Here is a 14,765-nt window from a genome sequence, read left to right as displayed (position 1 = left end):
GAGTCAGGGGAGAACCCAGGGGCCGCCGGAAGTTGCCGCTTCCAGCGGCCCCGCCAGGAATCAGGCCGCCGTCTCGCAAGGGCCGGCCGGGTCGGTCTGTGCGGCCTGCAAGCGCTCGCAGTCGGCGAGGTAGCGGGCAGCGGCGGTGAACAGCTCACGGGCAACGGTGATGTCCTGGTCGGTCACCGGACCGGCGCCCGTGGTGGAGATCGACACCATGCCCCGTGCCGCCTCCATGGAGAGATAGGGGCGCTTGCCGTCGATCACCGCAGTGCGGATGCGCAGTTCGCCCGTGTGGTAGGTGACTGAGACGCGCGGGTCACGGTCGGGTTCGAGGGTCACCGTGACGTAGGTGTACGGCCGGTAACTCATGCCGGCACTCCCCCATTGCCGGACGAGCGGAGGAACATCCGCTCGACCGAGACGGCGAACGCGTGCGCCTCGCTGGCGAGCTGGCGGGCGAAGTCGACGTCCGAGGCGGTCACCTGGTCACTGGCGGTCGTGGTGACCAGCACCGAGGTAGCTCCGAAGTCGAGCATGAGCACCGGGGTACGCGTCGGGTAGGGGTGGTTACCGGCCTTGGCGCCGTGACCGGTGTTCAGGTTGATGACGCTGGTCGCGCGGGACCGGCGGTGTCGGGACATCAGATGTTCTCCTTGCCGGCGGGGTTGGTCTTGGGCGAGGTGGAACGGGGGGCGCGCATCTCGCGGACGCGGATGGAGTAGGCCAGCCGCCCGTTCCCGTTGACGTACGGGGTCACGGACACGCCGTCGAACTCCACCGGAGTGAACGGCAGCCCGGCCATCGGCGCCGGCGGGACCGGCTGAGCAGAAGCGAGGATCTTGACCGCGACGGTCTTCTGAGCGGGCTTGAGCGTCGGGTCGGCGTCCATGACCGCGACCTGCCAGACCGGTTCGCGGGTCTGCTTGTCGCGCGCCTGCACGAACCGGCCATTGGTCGAAGCGTCGAAGTCCTTGACCGGCTCGACCTCCCCGACCACGTAGCAGCCGTGCGGGAAGACCATGTCGAAGCTGACGGGGATGGGACCTTGCAGAGCCATGAGCTGTGCTCCCTAGTCTTGGATGACAGACACTTAACCTGTCAACTGACTAGAGCATAAGAAAGCCCGCTTGATAGGTCAAGTGCCTAAGCGGGCTCTCTCGGAAGAAATCAGGTCAACTGATCGGATAGGCGTCCTCCAACTCATGACGATCCCCAGGAAGCAGTACCTCGACCACAGCCAACGCCCGGCCGCCGGCATCGCGCAACGCGGCGAACACCGCCAGCAGTGGGGCGTTCTTGGGCATGCCGAGCTGCCGCACCTCCCCCGCCGTCGGCATCCGCGCGACGATCTGCTCTAGGACGTGATCGAACCGGACGCCCTTGCGTGCCTCGATGTGCTCCCGCAGCCCTTGAGCGAGGGGTTCGGCACTGGTCAGATCGGTTCCCTCCGACAGATCGAGAGGCAGCCAGACCGAGACGATCTCGGACGGCTCACCCTCATGGGAGACAAGCCGACGACGCAAGAACACCTTGCCTTTGGGCTCCAGGCCGAGCAGGACCGCGATCCGGTTCGGCGCGGTGACTGCCCCCACATCCAGCACCTCACCGGGAGAACCGGTTTCCGGACTGCTCACGTACGCCTGCCCCGGCCGAGCCTGCTCGACGGTCGACAGCACCGGTCGCCCTCGCACGAACCGGCCCTTGCCTTGCTGGGACTCGATCCAACCCTGCTCACGCAACACGCGCAGGGCCGCCACCACCGTGGGACGGGAGACGCTGAACTCTTGGATCAGTTGGTTCTCGCTGGGAAGCAGGGAACCGGGCGGATAGGTTCCCGCCTCGATGCGCCGTTGAAGCGTCTGCACAAGTTGTGCGTACTTCGGCGGCACGGACTCTAGCGACATCACGACCGTCCATCACCCGACAGGTTGTTTTACCAAGCTGAGCGTAACTCGCGCCGTCGGGCCTGTCACGCGAACCCAGCCTTACCCCGCAGCTAGAGCAATGAGCATAGAAAAGACGCGACGAGACAGGGGAAGCAGCCCGATCCCATACCTGTTCATGGGGGAGCATCTGTCTCGCCGCGTCCGTTTCTAGAAGGCCCTGCCCTTGATGTAGTCGAACAGGACCTTCGCGGCGCCGGCCGCGTCGTCGACCGGATGCCGCTTCTCTGCCGACTGCCAGGAGTAGTAGGCGCCGCCATAGCCGACGAACACCCACACCGGTAGTCCGTTGTCGGGGCGGTGCACCATGAGGGCGGTGTTGTTGTCCCGCAACTCCGCTCGTACACCGAGTTCGATCAGGTGGTTGCTCAGCCTCAGCAGCTTGATCCCCTCGTCCACCATCTGCGGATTCATGTCACCACCCATCATCTTCAGGACCATCGAGTTCATTGCCGCGTCCTCTCCGACCTGGCCCGTACCGAGGCAGTCGAGACAGTCGCGTTCCTCGCGTAGGCGGTTTTCACCGTCGTCAACCTTGATCAGGAGTCCCCGCCTGGAGTTACGCAGCTTGCTTCCGCGTCCCCTGCATAAGGAACAGGGAACCGTCTCGCTGGTCTCGACTGGCCGGGTCACCGTTGCCGTCTCCTTGGTTGATCCGCGCTCCCTACGCCGGAAGGCGGTCTGACGTACCGTGGTTGCCTGACGGCAAGACAAACAGCGATCCGATCAAGGCGGGACCCCCAACCAAGCCCCCTTTTTCGACCCCCCTGAACGGGAGGATTGCCCGGAGATGCCCGACACCGTGCCTAATGTGCAACTCCGCGCCTGGCGTAACTCCGCCCAGCTCACCCGCGCCGAGCTGGCCGCCCGCATCAACGCCACCCCGATAGGCATCAAGGAACGCCTCAACTGCGACGAGGAACGTATTCGCCGATGGGAGGCCGGCGAAGTGTCCTGGCCTCACACGCCATACCGGCTCGCCCTCACGCAGGCCACCGGCGTGGACGTCGAAGACCTCGGCTTCAGCCGCGCCAAACGCGGCCCGAACCGGCTTGTCGAGGCCCAGTTCATGCCCGTCGACGCCATGCGCGCCGAAGCCGAGCTGTACGGCACGATGGAACTCGCCCAGCAACTCCAGGCATCCGACGTCGGCCCCGGGACCCTCGAAGCCCTCTCCGAAGCCGTCGACCTGCTGTGCCGCGCCTATCCGGTTGTACCGGCTGCCACCTTGCGCGACCGCACACAAAAGCGCCTCGCCCAGATCAACCGCCTGTTGTCCGGCCGGCTCACCCTCGCCCAGCACCGCGAACTACTCGTCATCACCGGATGGCTCACGGCGCTATTGGGATGCATCCATTACGACTTAGGCGAGCGCGAGGAAGCCGAAACCTCCCGCCGCGCCGCCTACGAAATGGGCCGCCAGGTCGGACACGGCGAACTCATGGGATGGGCACACGAGATGTCCGCCTGGTTCGCCCTGGTCGAAGGCCGCTACGAAGACGTGGTCACCGCCGCCCGGATGGGCCAGGACGCGGCCGGCCTCAGCAGCGCCATGGTGCAGCTCTCTCTGCAAGAGGCCCGCGGTCTGGCCCGCATGGGCGACCGCCGCGAAGCCGACAAAGCCCTGTCCCGCGGAGCCGACATCCTCGCCAAGCTCCCGCTCCCGGAGAACCCGGACCATCACTTCGTGTTCGACCACGCCAAGTGGATGTTCTACGCCGCCACCGCCTACACCTGGCTAGGCGACAACGACCGGGCAGAAGAACACGCCCTCGAAACCATCCAAATGCACACCCGCCCCGACGGAACCAGCAACGCCCCCATGCGCGTAGCCGACGCCCACATAGACCTAGGAATCGTCCACGCCAGAAGAGGCAACCTAGACGCCGCCGTCGACCAGGGCCTAGCCGCCTTCGACATCGAACGCAAATCCCTTACCGACCTGGTCAACCGCGCCAGCGACCTCGACCGAGTCCTACGCCAAACCTACGGCCGCGAAGCCCTCGCCCAGGAGTTTCACGAACGTTTTATCACAGCGCGTAAAGCCCTCCATACTCGCCGCCATGACCTCTTGGATCATAGTTAAGTCGACTGAGCATGAGGCTTGCCGCGTGGAGGTAACCCCAAGATCACAAAAGAATGCTCAAGAGCACTTTCAATCACGTCGCACACCCCTGGCCGAATAAGAGTCATGGGAAGCTTCGACCGCCCCGAACCAGGCCAGTCGACTCCGACTGTCGTAAGAAATGGTTCACCATCAGTCTCCACCTCCTTTGCTATAGCACGAATCACCAACACCGCCTCCTCGATATGGCCTTCCAGGGCCACAAGCAAACGAGATAAAGCTCTATCGGCAGCAGCAGTTGCTGATTGCAAAATTGGAAAGAAGCTAAACCTTCCACCAATCTCCTCCAATTCACGTTTAACCTGCACACCCCACTTGTCATTCTGATTCAGAAGCTTAACGGCGTCGAACTCTGCGATAACGTGGGGCCGAATCTTCCCCGAAGGCTCCTCAAGCACTCCCACACTGAAGTGCTGCACCCCTCCCCCGGCATGCTGATTATAGTTTCTCAATTTGTAAGAGAAACGATAGGCGAAACTACCATCATACGCTTCGCTCGTTGCCTCCTTGAAGGCGTCCAGCTCCTGCGAAGGTTTACCGAACCAGTCAGATAGCCGATGAGATATGTGGTCATCGAAGGCACGGAGGTCTCGCAGCCAGGAATCTACTGACGAATGAAACTGCGATGCGATTCGAGCTGGACTATTGGTATTGGTTTCCTGCCAAGATTCCGCAGTATCCAACACGTACATCACGCGGCCCGCCGATGCGCGAAGATCGTTGATGGGATTGGCGACTGTCAGAAAGTTCAAGAACTCCTGACAATGCAGAACTTTGCTCGATTCCTCGGGGGACAGTTCTCGCCCGATAGTGATCTGGGGCCCACTGTCCTCTTTCCTCCTACGCATGGCCCCCAGCAGGTAACCCTGCCCCTGAGCTGCACTATCCGAAATCGCTATCACCCCATAAACATGGCGTCTTGCCGAATTTCCCTTATGTAAATCAAGGCGACGGCGCTCCGCGCCGCCGCACGGCCCGCCGCCCGCTCCGCCCGGCCGGGCGTGCGGCGTGGGCGCCGGTCCCGGCCGGCGGCGGGAACGCGGGCCGCCCGCCGACCACCGCACCCGCCGCACCAAGCCGCACCCGCCGACCTGGCACGCGCCGCCGCACAGATACAGCGCGACGATCGCCATGCTATGGCCGGCCATCGCACGGTGTCGGGGGCGATCGAAGGTCCGGGACTTCGTTCCTCAGCCCCGGCCCACCGTATGCCTGCGCCGCTGTGCAGAAAAGAATAGGCGCTACCCCTCTGTCTCCATGTATGGACATGGTCTAAGTAGTACGATGAGCCGGGACTCCAGAGTCCATTTGTCAAGGCCGCATTATGTGCGGATCGGAGACGTTCTAAGGATTGGCGTGGACTTAGAAAGACTGCCCGAGACTGTATTTCATGACCTCGTCCTTGCAATATTGCAAAATGATGATCCGGGGATGCTCCTTATGAGGGAAGTTCTTCTTTCTCAAGGTCTTCGGCCTGACTTTATGTCTCTTGAGCCGCGGAGCATGATAATCGAGGTAGTCAAGGTGACGCCTCAGACCTTACGTCGCCTAAGAGATGTCCGAGGAAAACTGTTCCGATACAGGGACGCATTTCAGCAAGAGTATCCGAATCATCCGCCCCCTATCCTCATGCTGATTGTGAGCTCCCCTCTCACGCTTCGTTATCACGACGTAATGCGAGAGTCTGGTATTGAGTTACGTGACGGGGTGTGGATTCAGGAAAAAATCAAGCAGTTTCCTGATGTAGAGCACTTCTTCTCCAGGGCATTCGTAGGGCCGGAGAGGGAAGCGAAGTCGGATCGCGGTAGGGATTTAGTCGGAGTCCTCGCGTCCATCGAGTGCGGCAGAAGTGAATGGAGTAAATATCAAAGGATTTGTGCCGACATATTCGAATACCTGTTCTGTCCTCCCCTTGAGGCGCCGATACGGGAGATCGAGAACGAGACGAAGGTCAATCGAAGAGATTTCGTCATTCCGAATTACTGCAGTCAAGGGTTTTTCTACTTCCTGCGCACTCATTACCAGGCAGATTATATAGTGGTGGATGCCAAGAACTATTGTGGCGACGTCGGCAAGTCGGAAGTGTTGCAGCTCGCCAATTATCTTTCCGAGCGAGGTGCGGGATTATTCGGCATTATTGTCACGAGAAATGGTCACGATGCTACTGCCGGGATCATTAGGAGAGAACAGTGGATGCAACACGGGAAGCTGATCTTATTCATCACGGATACCGACTTGAAGCAGATGATTATCGCAAAGCGCTCCGGTGGTGAGCCGAACGCTGTGCTGAGGCAGAAGATCGAGGATTTCCGTCTGTCTATCTAAGCAATTATCGCCCGGCTGCCGCCTGTATTGACGGCGGTGTGAACTAAGGCGCATACAGCGAAAATCGTATAGCTAGCCGATGTACACAATTCAATCTTGCGGGTCGAGGAGCTGCGCCAATATATCTCGTTCCTTCGGCATCTCTCCTTCTTGGGAAAAGGTTGGGTGCTCAACTTCCATGCCAGCTGCCCGGATCCAGCCCTCATCTATGTTCATAGCACGCGGCATCTGATCGGGAGCTGGACCTACGCCAAAAGTAACGATCGCGGCTGGATCAACGGATACGTGTAGGGTTATTGAATCCGCTCCGGTCTTATGATGGATTAACGACATCGGCATTCCGCTAGTGCACTGCACTCTAACCTTGCGGATATAGGGCCCCCAACGTAAGACCATCTCCACTTCCCCGGCGTCGGGATCGCCTGGAGTGCATCTGACCCACACAGGGCCCCGGTAGTCCTTTGGATGGTCATGCGCCCAGTCGGTAGCCGGCGATCTGCCGAAGCGATACGCGATAGCATCACCGGCGATCTCAACTCCCTTCCGCAGGTCCAGATAAAGCCTGTCGGAATATAGGGGGAATTCCTCTACCCATCGCGTAGGATCGATAGCCAGAATAGGTAACACTACAGTTTTCCGTTTCGCCATTTCCATGCTCAGAGCCGCATTCATCTCTTTGCGAGTCCACGGTCGGCTCAGGAAATTGTCCGTGATGATCACGAGCACGTAGCGTGATAGTCGGAGACCTGCATTGACAGCGTCAACAATACTGTCGCCAATCTCAATTTCAGCTTCGTCGATCCAGCAGCTTACCCCCCGTCGCGCCAACGCCTCCGCCAGTGGTCGCACATATAAACGTTTGTCTCCATTCGCATGGCAGAGGAAAACGTCTCTTGCCGCCATCATGCTCCTATCGAAAGCGGTGGTACAGGCGGACGTCGGTCAACGGATCGCGCGGCACAAAGTATCTACCCCACCTGGCCAGTCAGCAACAAGATCAACGTACTTCAAATCGGCCAGTATCGCCGGCGGCTCCCCTCCGGTCAGCCGGACAGGCAACAACCGAATGTCGGCGCCGTTCAGCCGTCGTGCGAGTGCCGACATCCACTCTCGGCCAATCCATGGACTGACGGAGCCTGTACCTGAGTAGCAGAGCACCAGATTATTTGAGCCGGTCAGACCCTCGTTGATCCTCTCAACGATGGAGTCGCCGATATCGATCTTCCACTCGTCAAGCCAGACCGTGTGGCCTCGTTTCCGCAACTCCATACTGAGCTTCACCGCTTCATCAAGATCGGCGCTCCGGTGACTGACGAAGACATTTGCCATCGGGATCCTCCCTCATCCTGTCTCTACCCATGAGCCTATAGGGGCACTCTGGATGGCGCAGAAGGTTGACAATGGTAGATGCCGTGCAAGCTGAGTCGCTCGTGTGATAGATCGGATGCACCTCCACCAACTTGGGCAACGTCACCGCACCCGCCGCGTACACATCGAGGCGCTCGACCATCCGTCCGATGAACGCCCGTTGGTAGTCCTCCGTAGGGTTCCATCATGATCGTCGTGCAATTAGCGTGCAATTAGACAGGGTGAAGAGGGGGCAACCACGGTCACTCAGGACCGACCCCACGCCCCGGTCGGCGCCCTAACGTAGCCCGATCCGTACGATTCCCAAGCTGACAGCGCGGGTTCGATTCCCGTCACCCGCTCCACAAGCGAAGGCCCAGGTCAGGAAGCATTTTCCAACCCGGACGCATGGCACGTAGAGACTTCCCCAAGCTGCACCCGTTCGCCGGGGTCGGGCACCGGGATGCCCGGCAACCCGTACGCCTGCTCGGGCATGGCCGCACGTACGAGCACGGCCAGACCGACCTTGGTCTCCAGCAGCCGATGCGGCCACAGCCGCATTCCGCGTCTTTGTCCACCCGCACCGGCACCGCTCCGGCTCGCCGAATCGCCTCCACGGCCTCCTTGGCCACGAGCCCGACCCGGCGCACAGCCCTGTCCGGGCCACTGCCCATGGCGTCGTAGACCAACCGGCGCTCGACCAGGCCCCGGCCGCTGAGGTCTGTGCCGTGGACCGCGATGTAGTCGACGTTGATCTCCATGCCCAAGGCGCCGACCCGACCGCATCACCGCTCCCTTCGGAGGATGGGTCACGTGCGGCACCTACCGATGTCTCGTCGATGATCATGAGAAGGTCGTGCATGAATCCGCCATAGTGGTGCGCTACAGCGTCAGCGCGGCGGGGGCGGCGATTCACCGCCCCCGCCGCGTGAACGGGTCAGTGGCGGTTGAGGGTCTGCATCCACTCCCGCAGCGCGCGCGCCTGCCGCGCGAGCTCGGAACGCGCCGTAGCGTCGCCGGAGGCCTTGTTGTTAGCCAGGGCGACGATCGAGTTCAGCGCCGGGATGGCGGTGGTGTAGTCGGTTGCCAGGTAGCCGTCCCGCGCGATGTCCAGGGCGGCATCGGCGGCGTCCGCGGCGTCCGCGGTCAGCAGCCCGGCCGCTCGGTCGGCCTCGATCAGCAGGCTGGTCTCGCGGTAGGACGAGCAGTTGGCGTCCCTGCGGCCGGCGGTCGTCTCAATCCCGCCGAGGATGATCCGCAGGAACGAGTCATCGTAGTACTGCGTCCGGAAGTGGCCGAGGATGTTCGAGAACGCCTTGCCACCGCCCCAGTTCTGGCACCACGCGATCGGGTGGTCGCCGTTCATCAGCCGCAGCGGGTTGGTGGCCGCGTTGCCGCTGTTGAGGCTGCGCTGGTAGCTGTCCTCGTTGAGGCTCAGCAGCGTGTGCACGTCGGCCCGCATGTTGCGGTCGAAGTTGTAGAGCTCGTCGACCGTCATCCACTTGGCAGGGAGATGCTTGGTCGCCGGGTGCGTGTTGTCCTCGGTCACCACCTCGGTGTGGATGCAGCTGCCGCACTGGCCGAACCCGTTCTGGCCGTTCGGATGGCCGGTGAAGAACCCACCGACGAGGTCGCCGTACCACGGCCAGGTGCGGAGCTCGAACGAGTCGGCGGCGCCGTGGATGCCGACGTAGCCGCCGCCCTGGGCCATGTAGGCCTCGAAGTTCGGCTGCTCGGTGATCGCATCGAGCGGGCCCGGGTGCCCGACGTTGGACTCGAAGACGATCGTGTCGTACTGCTTGAGCGTGTCGAGGCTCAGGAACGGGCTCGTGGGCAGCGTGACGGTCGGGAGTTGCGGGTCGTAGACGTCGACGTTGAATTTGTGCGCGACGCCGAGCTTCTGGATCGCGGCCACGGTGTGCGGGATGTGGTCGTGCCGGAAGCCCGTCGTCTTGGAGAAGACCAGGACGTTGTAGTCGGCGTCCGGGTTGTGCGGGAGCGGGGCGAGCACCGGGTCCGGGATGAACTTCGGGCCCTCCGCGGGCTCGGTCTTGAGGCCCGTCGCGGGCTCCGGCGCGGGCCGGCCTTTGAGCTGGTCGATCAGGTAACGCGCATCGCCCACGAGTGTGCTGCGGGCCGAGCCGGGCTTGATCTGGCTGTTGGCGATCGAGACGAACTCGTTCAGGACGTGGCGCGCGGGCTTGGCCGAATCGGCGTCGGCGAGCGCCTTCGCCTGGTCGAGCTTGGCTTGGAGCGCCGCGCCGACCTCCGCCGGGACGCTGCCGGCGGTCACGAACTGGGCGATCAGCGTGCCGACGTCCGCGAACGATGTCGTCACGATGAACGTCTGCGTGTACTTCGCGCTGTTGGAAGCAGCGTCAGAGAGGTGCACCGCGAGCTTGTGCACGCCGAGCGACAGGTCGGAGGTCTGCACCGGCAACGGCGGGACCAGCTTGCCGTCGAGGTACATGTTCAGTACGGCCACTCCGCCCGAGCCGGGGGTGGGGTCCGTGCGCGTCGGGATGAGTGTGGCGACGTGACCGACGTGACCGTCGGTGATCGCCGGGTACGATGCGGCCGGCGCGCGCGTGTCGATCCGGACCGCGATCGAGCGGAACGCCGCGACGTTTCCGGACGTGTCGACCGCGCGGTACCGGACGCTGGTGTTGCCCTCCTGCGTGATCACCGCCGACGCCGTGGCCGACGCCGGCGCCCCCTCGACGGGCACGTCGATGTAGGCGGCGCCGCCGTTGAGCGAGTACTGGAACTTGGCGAGGCCGACGTCGTCGGTCGCCGACATGTTCAGCGTCACCGAGCCGCGGTACCAGTTGTTCTGGCCGGTCGGCGCAGAGGGCGACAGCGTCGCCACGTTGATCGTCGGCGGTGTCGTTTCATCTGCCCACGACGGCGCCGCGGGGATGAGTGCGACCGCCGTCACGCAGGCGGCTATTGCCGATGTGCGAAATCTTCTCCGCATGAGTGTCTTCTCTTTCTTGCCGCTATACGGGCGGGTTCGCTAGGTGCCGATGCCCGTGCCGACGAACTCGGCCCAGTTGAGGTTGAACAGGTTGCCGCCCGTGGCGCCACCCGTGACCGAGCGGAACACCAGGAACAGCTCATGCGTCCCGGACATCGAGACCGGGAACGTCTGGCTCGTCCAGGTTCCCGTCCCGCCGGTGGACACGAGGTCGGCCGTCGTCAGGATCGGCCCGGTGATCGAGTCCTGACGGACCTCGATTGCCGCCAGCGGCGACCCGGGCGTGCGGCCGGTCGCCGCGTCCGCCACGCGGAAGGCGATCGAATCGATGTTGGTCGTGTTGAATGGGCCGTTGAGCTGGAGCCAGTCGCCCGAGCCCAGGCTGCCGCGGTGCACGCCGGCACCGCCGTCGGTGTTGTTCGCCGTGTTGGTGCCGGACTGGTTGACGACGAACTCCACCTCCTGGTGCTTCTGGCGGATCTGGTGCTGGCCGGTCGTGGTCAGCTGCGGGACGCCGCCCGGACCGCCGTGGTCGGTGTAGCGCGCCTGGACCACGCCGGAGACGTTGCCGCCGTGTGAGACGTCGTCGGCGATCGTGTGGAGCACGCCCGAGCAGCCGTTGACGGACTCCTCGGCGTGGCCGTGGGCGTCGTGGCCGAGCACGAACGTCACCTCCACCTCGGAGCAGTTCACCGTCCCGTCCTCGGGGTCGGTGACCGTGACCGAGAACGGGATGTCGTCGCCGAACGCGAACGTTCCGCCCTCCACCGGCGTATTGACGACCACCGTCGGGCTCGTGTTGCCCACGGTGATCACGGTGCTGGTCGAGGTTTGCTTGCCGGACGAGTCGATCACGGTCAGCACGGCCGTGTAGCGGCCGGACTGCGTGTAGGTGTGTGTCGGGTTCGGGTCGGTCTCGATCGCCGAGCCGTCGCCGAATTTCCACTCGTAGCGGATCGAGTCGCCGGGATCCTCATCCAGCGAGCCGGCGCTGGAGAAGTTCACGGTCAGCGGCGTTGAGCCGTCGGTGCGGTCCGTGGTGAGCACGGCCTTCGGCGCGCGCTTGCCCTTGACGTACTCCCACTTGTACATGCCCGCGTCGGGGCTGATGACGTTGAACCCGTTGCCGTAGGTCAGCATGTAGAACGCGCCGTCAGAACCGAACTGCACGTCCATCGGGTTGTCGCACTCGAACCGGAACCTGCCTGCCCCGGCGTTCGCACGGCTGCCGCAGTCGAGGAAGTTGTTGATCTTCTGGACGTGGTTGTTCCGCTTGTCGAGCTTGACCTCGCGCAGCGTGTCCTGCGTCCACTCGCTGATGATCACCGAGTCGTCGTAGTACGGCGGGAACTTGTTGGGGTTCGGGTTTTTCGCGTCGTAGTGGTACTTCGCGACCCCGTGCGGACCGACGCCGCCGGTGTAGAGCTCGGGGAACAGCCGCGGGCATTCGGTCGTCGAGCCGGGCGCGATCGGGCCTGGGGTCGGCGCGTAGTAGGCCTCGCACGGGGTGCCAAGCGGCGCGTTCGTGTTGTTGTCGCGGTAGGAGTACCAGATGTCGGGGTCGGTGACCGGCGGGACGTCCCTCAGGCCCGGCTCGACCGTCGGACCGCCCTCGATGTTCCACAGCGAGTCGTTGCGCTGCGTCGGCCCGTCGCAGTCGAACTTCTGCGGCGGGTCGTTCAGCGGCGTGCCCGCGGTGGTGGTGCCGGGCGCGAACTCGTGGAAGTTCCACTGGTAGTGCGCGAGGTCGCGCTTGTAGCACGTCGGCCAGCCGTAGTTGGACGGCTTGCGCACGATCTCGTAGCGGCCGGTGCCCGACGGGCCGTGCGAGCGCTGCGGTGTCTGGGCGTCGGGCGAGTAGTCGCCGATGTAGGCCACGTCGTTCTCGTCGACCTGGATCCGGAACGGGTTGCGGAAACCCATCGCGTAGACCTCCGGGCGCGTCTTGTCCCGCGGCGCGCCCGCGACCAGCGGGAACAGGTTGCCCGGCGGGATCGAGTAGGCGCCCGTGCCGGAGCGGAACTTGGCCTTGTTGGCGTCGGCGGCGGAGATGTTCCCGTCCTTGACCTTGATCCGCAGCACCTTGCCGCGCAGGTCGTTGGTGTTCAGCGCGGTGCGGCGCGAGTCACCGGTGAGCCGCTGATACCAGCCGCCCGCCTGCGCCGTGCTGGTGGCGATCGCCGGCGTGGCGGTGCCGGTCAGGCCGGCGCCGTCGGCGGTGATCTGCGGCTGATCGGACTGCTGCTTGCCGCGGCGGAAGAACACGTTGACATTCGACGTGTTGACCGGGCCGCCGCTGGTCTGGATCTCATCCGCCTCGATGTTCGAGAGCGCCTCGAGCGCCGCGTCGATCGCATTGCGATCCGCGTTCCACGCGATCGGCTCCGTCGTCTGGCCCTCGAAGGTCAGCGTGAACGTGCCGCCCGTCGCGTTGGTGACGCGCACGGTCTGCTGCTCGTCGGTCTTCTGCGAGTTGTACGGACCATAGCCGCCGGCGTTGATGCCGCCCGCGGGCGTGTCATCGCCGGTGACCATCCAGAGGTTGCCGTGCTTGTCGAAGTCGATGTCGCCCCCGACGTGGCAGCACTCCTGGCGGTTGACCGGCACGCGCATGATCTGCTGCTCGGAGCCCATGTCGAGGTGCGCCGGCGTGCTGTCGGTGGCGTCGACGAACTTGAAGCGGCTGAGCTGGAAATAGCCCACGTACGGATCCCACGCGGTCTTGGACGCCGCCACGTTCGGCGGGGTGGTGTTCGGCGTGATCTGGGTGACGACCGATCCGTCGCTCAGCTTGACGTCGGTGACCTCCTTCGCCGAGTAGTAGAGGTAGACCCACTTGTTGGTCGCGAACTTGGCGTCGACCGCCGGGCCATAGAGCCCGTCCTCGCCCGCGGAGTAGATCTGCTGCGTCATCGGCAGGCTCGGATCGGCGAAGTTGGCGACGACCGTGGTGACGCCCGTGGTCGAGTCGTGCATGCGCAGCGAGCCGAGGCGGTCCGTCTGCAGAACGCGGCCGTCCGGCAGCTGGTCGAAGCCGATCGGCTCCTGCAGGTTCGGCGGCGAGCCGATCTTCGTCTGCTGGTAGTTGGCCAGCACGGTCGCGCCGCAATCGCTGTAGACCGGATCGGCCTGGCCCGCGGCCCAGCCGATCGCGCCCTTGAGGTGCTTGGTGAGGCCGGCGTCGAAGCTCGCGGCCGTGTTGCCCAGGCCGGTGTAGAACGAGCGGCCGCCCTGGAAGTCCTTACACCACGAGACCGGGTGATCGGCGCCCATCGTCCCCCCGGCGATCCCGTCGAGGTCGGCGCCCTGCGGCTGCGCCCCGAACGGGTCCTCGACGACGGTGGCGAGGACGTGTGCCACACCGCGGACGTTCTTCGCGAAGTTGTACCAGTTGTCGGTCCGCGACCAGAACTGCGGCAGATCCTTGCTCGCGTCGTGGACGCGGTCGGCGACCTTCACGTCACCCGATTGCACGTCGGTCCTGCCGGACGCACGCGTCCCCAGGAGGTCAGTCAGGAACGACCAGGACTCGTCGGTCTCGACCGCCGAGCCGACGCCGACGAAGCCGCCGCCGTCGCGGAAGTAGCTCTCGAAGTTCGCGCGTTGCGCGTCCGTGAGCGGGCTCGCGTGACCCGTGTCCAAGAACACGACCGCGCGGTACTGCTCCAGCTTCTTCTCCGTGAAATGGTCGCCCACGTCAGCGGGCCCGGGCGCCACCACCGTGAAATGACCGGGTCTGGCCGCGTCCCGGATCGCGGCCAGGCCGGCCGACGACACCGCGTCCTGGGTGCTGCGCACCACGAGCACCTTGAAAGCGGGCTCAGCCGCCGTGGCGGCCTCGACGCTCACCGGCGTCGCGAGGAGCGAGATGAAAGGGGCGATGAGGGCTAAGGCCATCGTGGTCGCGGTGCGACGTCTCGGGCGTCGTCCGTTTTCTGGCCGGGCTGCGTCGAGCAGCCTGGCCCACGTTCGATGACGTGGTGACATGAAAAGCCTTCCTGACTGGGGGGATGTCAGGCAAGGCGCGCGCCGCCGCGCTTATTGC

General features: G+C 64.0%; 13 protein-coding genes. 2 read left to right on the top strand and 11 right to left on the bottom strand.

What is annotated here, in order from left to right:
• Nucleotides 1-60 precede the first annotated feature (60 nt).
• From ACFQSB_RS06580 to ACFQSB_RS06560, 5 genes are all read right to left on the bottom strand, one after another.
• Nucleotides 61-372, bottom strand: a complete 312-nt coding sequence (locus ACFQSB_RS06580; protein WP_380824931.1) for a hypothetical protein — start codon at nucleotides 370-372, stop codon at nucleotides 61-63.
• Nucleotides 369-644 (bottom strand): hypothetical protein, encoded by a 276-nt coding sequence (locus ACFQSB_RS06575; RefSeq protein WP_380824930.1) that lies wholly within the window; start codon nucleotides 642-644, stop codon nucleotides 369-371. The genes ACFQSB_RS06580 and ACFQSB_RS06575 overlap by 4 nt, the downstream gene beginning before the upstream one ends.
• Complete coding sequence (locus ACFQSB_RS06570) at nucleotides 644-1,060, bottom strand: plasmid replication, integration and excision activator (protein ID WP_380824928.1); 417 nt, start codon at nucleotides 1,058-1,060, stop codon at nucleotides 644-646. The genes ACFQSB_RS06575 and ACFQSB_RS06570 overlap by 1 nt, the downstream gene beginning before the upstream one ends.
• A 115-nt stretch (nucleotides 1,061-1,175) precedes the next feature.
• The gene (locus ACFQSB_RS06565) at nucleotides 1,176-1,907 is read right to left on the bottom strand and encodes a GntR family transcriptional regulator (RefSeq protein WP_380824927.1); all 732 of its coding nucleotides are present in this window, start codon (nucleotides 1,905-1,907) and stop codon (nucleotides 1,176-1,178) included.
• A 189-nt stretch (nucleotides 1,908-2,096) separates the two neighbouring features.
• Nucleotides 2,097-2,396, bottom strand: coding sequence for a hypothetical protein (locus ACFQSB_RS06560; protein ID WP_380824925.1), 300 nt, complete (start codon nucleotides 2,394-2,396; stop codon nucleotides 2,097-2,099).
• Between the two features lie 340 nt (nucleotides 2,397-2,736).
• Here ACFQSB_RS06560 and ACFQSB_RS06555 point away from each other — a divergent pair, with 340 nt between their 5' ends.
• Nucleotides 2,737-4,032: a hypothetical protein gene (locus ACFQSB_RS06555; protein WP_380824923.1), complete on the top strand. Its 1,296-nt coding sequence runs from the start codon at nucleotides 2,737-2,739 to the stop codon at nucleotides 4,030-4,032.
• On the opposite strand, the gene ACFQSB_RS06550 is transcribed toward ACFQSB_RS06555, so the two are convergent.
• Nucleotides 4,029-5,204 carry a hypothetical protein gene (locus tag ACFQSB_RS06550; protein WP_380824921.1) on the bottom strand — a complete coding sequence of 392 codons (1,176 nt, stop codon included), beginning with the start codon at nucleotides 5,202-5,204 and terminating at the stop codon, nucleotides 4,029-4,031. The genes ACFQSB_RS06555 and ACFQSB_RS06550 overlap by 4 nt on opposite strands.
• A gap of 193 nt (nucleotides 5,205-5,397) precedes the next feature.
• On the opposite strand from ACFQSB_RS06550, the gene ACFQSB_RS06545 reads away from it, so the two are divergent.
• Nucleotides 5,398-6,396 (top strand): hypothetical protein, encoded by a 999-nt coding sequence (locus ACFQSB_RS06545; RefSeq protein ID WP_380824919.1) that lies wholly within the window; start codon nucleotides 5,398-5,400, stop codon nucleotides 6,394-6,396.
• Between the two features lie 90 nt (nucleotides 6,397-6,486).
• On the opposite strand, the gene ACFQSB_RS06540 is transcribed toward ACFQSB_RS06545, so the two are convergent.
• From ACFQSB_RS06540 to ACFQSB_RS06520, 5 genes are all read right to left on the bottom strand, one after another.
• Nucleotides 6,487-7,302, bottom strand: a complete 816-nt coding sequence (locus tag ACFQSB_RS06540) for a toll/interleukin-1 receptor domain-containing protein (protein ID WP_380824918.1) — start codon at nucleotides 7,300-7,302, stop codon at nucleotides 6,487-6,489.
• Nucleotides 7,303-7,338: 36 nt separating this feature from the next.
• On the bottom strand, nucleotides 7,339-7,725 hold the full coding sequence (locus ACFQSB_RS06535) for a toll/interleukin-1 receptor domain-containing protein (RefSeq protein ID WP_380824917.1): 387 nt from the start codon (nucleotides 7,723-7,725) through the stop codon (nucleotides 7,339-7,341).
• 399 nt (nucleotides 7,726-8,124) lie between these two features.
• Complete coding sequence (locus ACFQSB_RS06530; RefSeq protein ID WP_380824916.1) at nucleotides 8,125-8,304, bottom strand: hypothetical protein; 180 nt, start codon at nucleotides 8,302-8,304, stop codon at nucleotides 8,125-8,127.
• 376 nt (nucleotides 8,305-8,680) lie between these two features.
• Complete coding sequence (locus ACFQSB_RS06525; protein ID WP_380824914.1) at nucleotides 8,681-10,681, bottom strand: ThuA domain-containing protein; 2,001 nt, start codon at nucleotides 10,679-10,681, stop codon at nucleotides 8,681-8,683.
• 78 nt (nucleotides 10,682-10,759) lie between these two features.
• Nucleotides 10,760-14,617, bottom strand: coding sequence for a ThuA domain-containing protein (locus ACFQSB_RS06520; protein WP_380824912.1), 3,858 nt, complete (start codon nucleotides 14,615-14,617; stop codon nucleotides 10,760-10,762).
• Between the last annotated feature and the right edge of the window lie 148 nt (nucleotides 14,618-14,765).

Source organism: Sphaerisporangium rhizosphaerae (assembly GCF_042665155.1).
In the GTDB taxonomy this organism is placed as follows: Bacteria; Actinomycetota; Actinomycetes; order Streptosporangiales; family Streptosporangiaceae; genus Sphaerisporangium; species Sphaerisporangium rhizosphaerae.
Note: the sequence above shows the minus strand (reverse complement) of the source record. Positions and strands in the feature narration are given on the sequence as shown.

Coding starts and splice junctions, on each gene's coding strand:
- ACFQSB_RS06580 (WP_380824931.1), bottom strand. CDS start 372: ATGAGTTACCGGCCGTACACCTACGTCACGGTGACCCTCGAACCCGAC.
- ACFQSB_RS06575 (WP_380824930.1), bottom strand. CDS start 644: ATGTCCCGACACCGCCGGTCCCGCGCGACCAGCGTCATCAACCTGAAC.
- ACFQSB_RS06570 (WP_380824928.1), bottom strand. CDS start 1,060: ATGGCTCTGCAAGGTCCCATCCCCGTCAGCTTCGACATGGTCTTCCCG.
- ACFQSB_RS06565 (WP_380824927.1), bottom strand. CDS start 1,907: ATGTCGCTAGAGTCCGTGCCGCCGAAGTACGCACAACTTGTGCAGACG.
- ACFQSB_RS06560 (WP_380824925.1), bottom strand. CDS start 2,396: ATGAACTCGATGGTCCTGAAGATGATGGGTGGTGACATGAATCCGCAG.
- ACFQSB_RS06555 (WP_380824923.1), top strand. CDS start 2,737: ATGCCCGACACCGTGCCTAATGTGCAACTCCGCGCCTGGCGTAACTCC.
- ACFQSB_RS06550 (WP_380824921.1), bottom strand. CDS start 5,204: ATGGCGATCGTCGCGCTGTATCTGTGCGGCGGCGCGTGCCAGGTCGGC.
- ACFQSB_RS06540 (WP_380824918.1), bottom strand. CDS start 7,302: ATGATGGCGGCAAGAGACGTTTTCCTCTGCCATGCGAATGGAGACAAA.
- ACFQSB_RS06535 (WP_380824917.1), bottom strand. CDS start 7,725: ATGGCAAATGTCTTCGTCAGTCACCGGAGCGCCGATCTTGATGAAGCG.
- ACFQSB_RS06530 (WP_380824916.1), bottom strand. CDS start 8,304: ATGCGGCTGTGGCCGCATCGGCTGCTGGAGACCAAGGTCGGTCTGGCC.
- ACFQSB_RS06520 (WP_380824912.1), bottom strand. CDS start 14,617: ATGGCCTTAGCCCTCATCGCCCCTTTCATCTCGCTCCTCGCGACGCCG.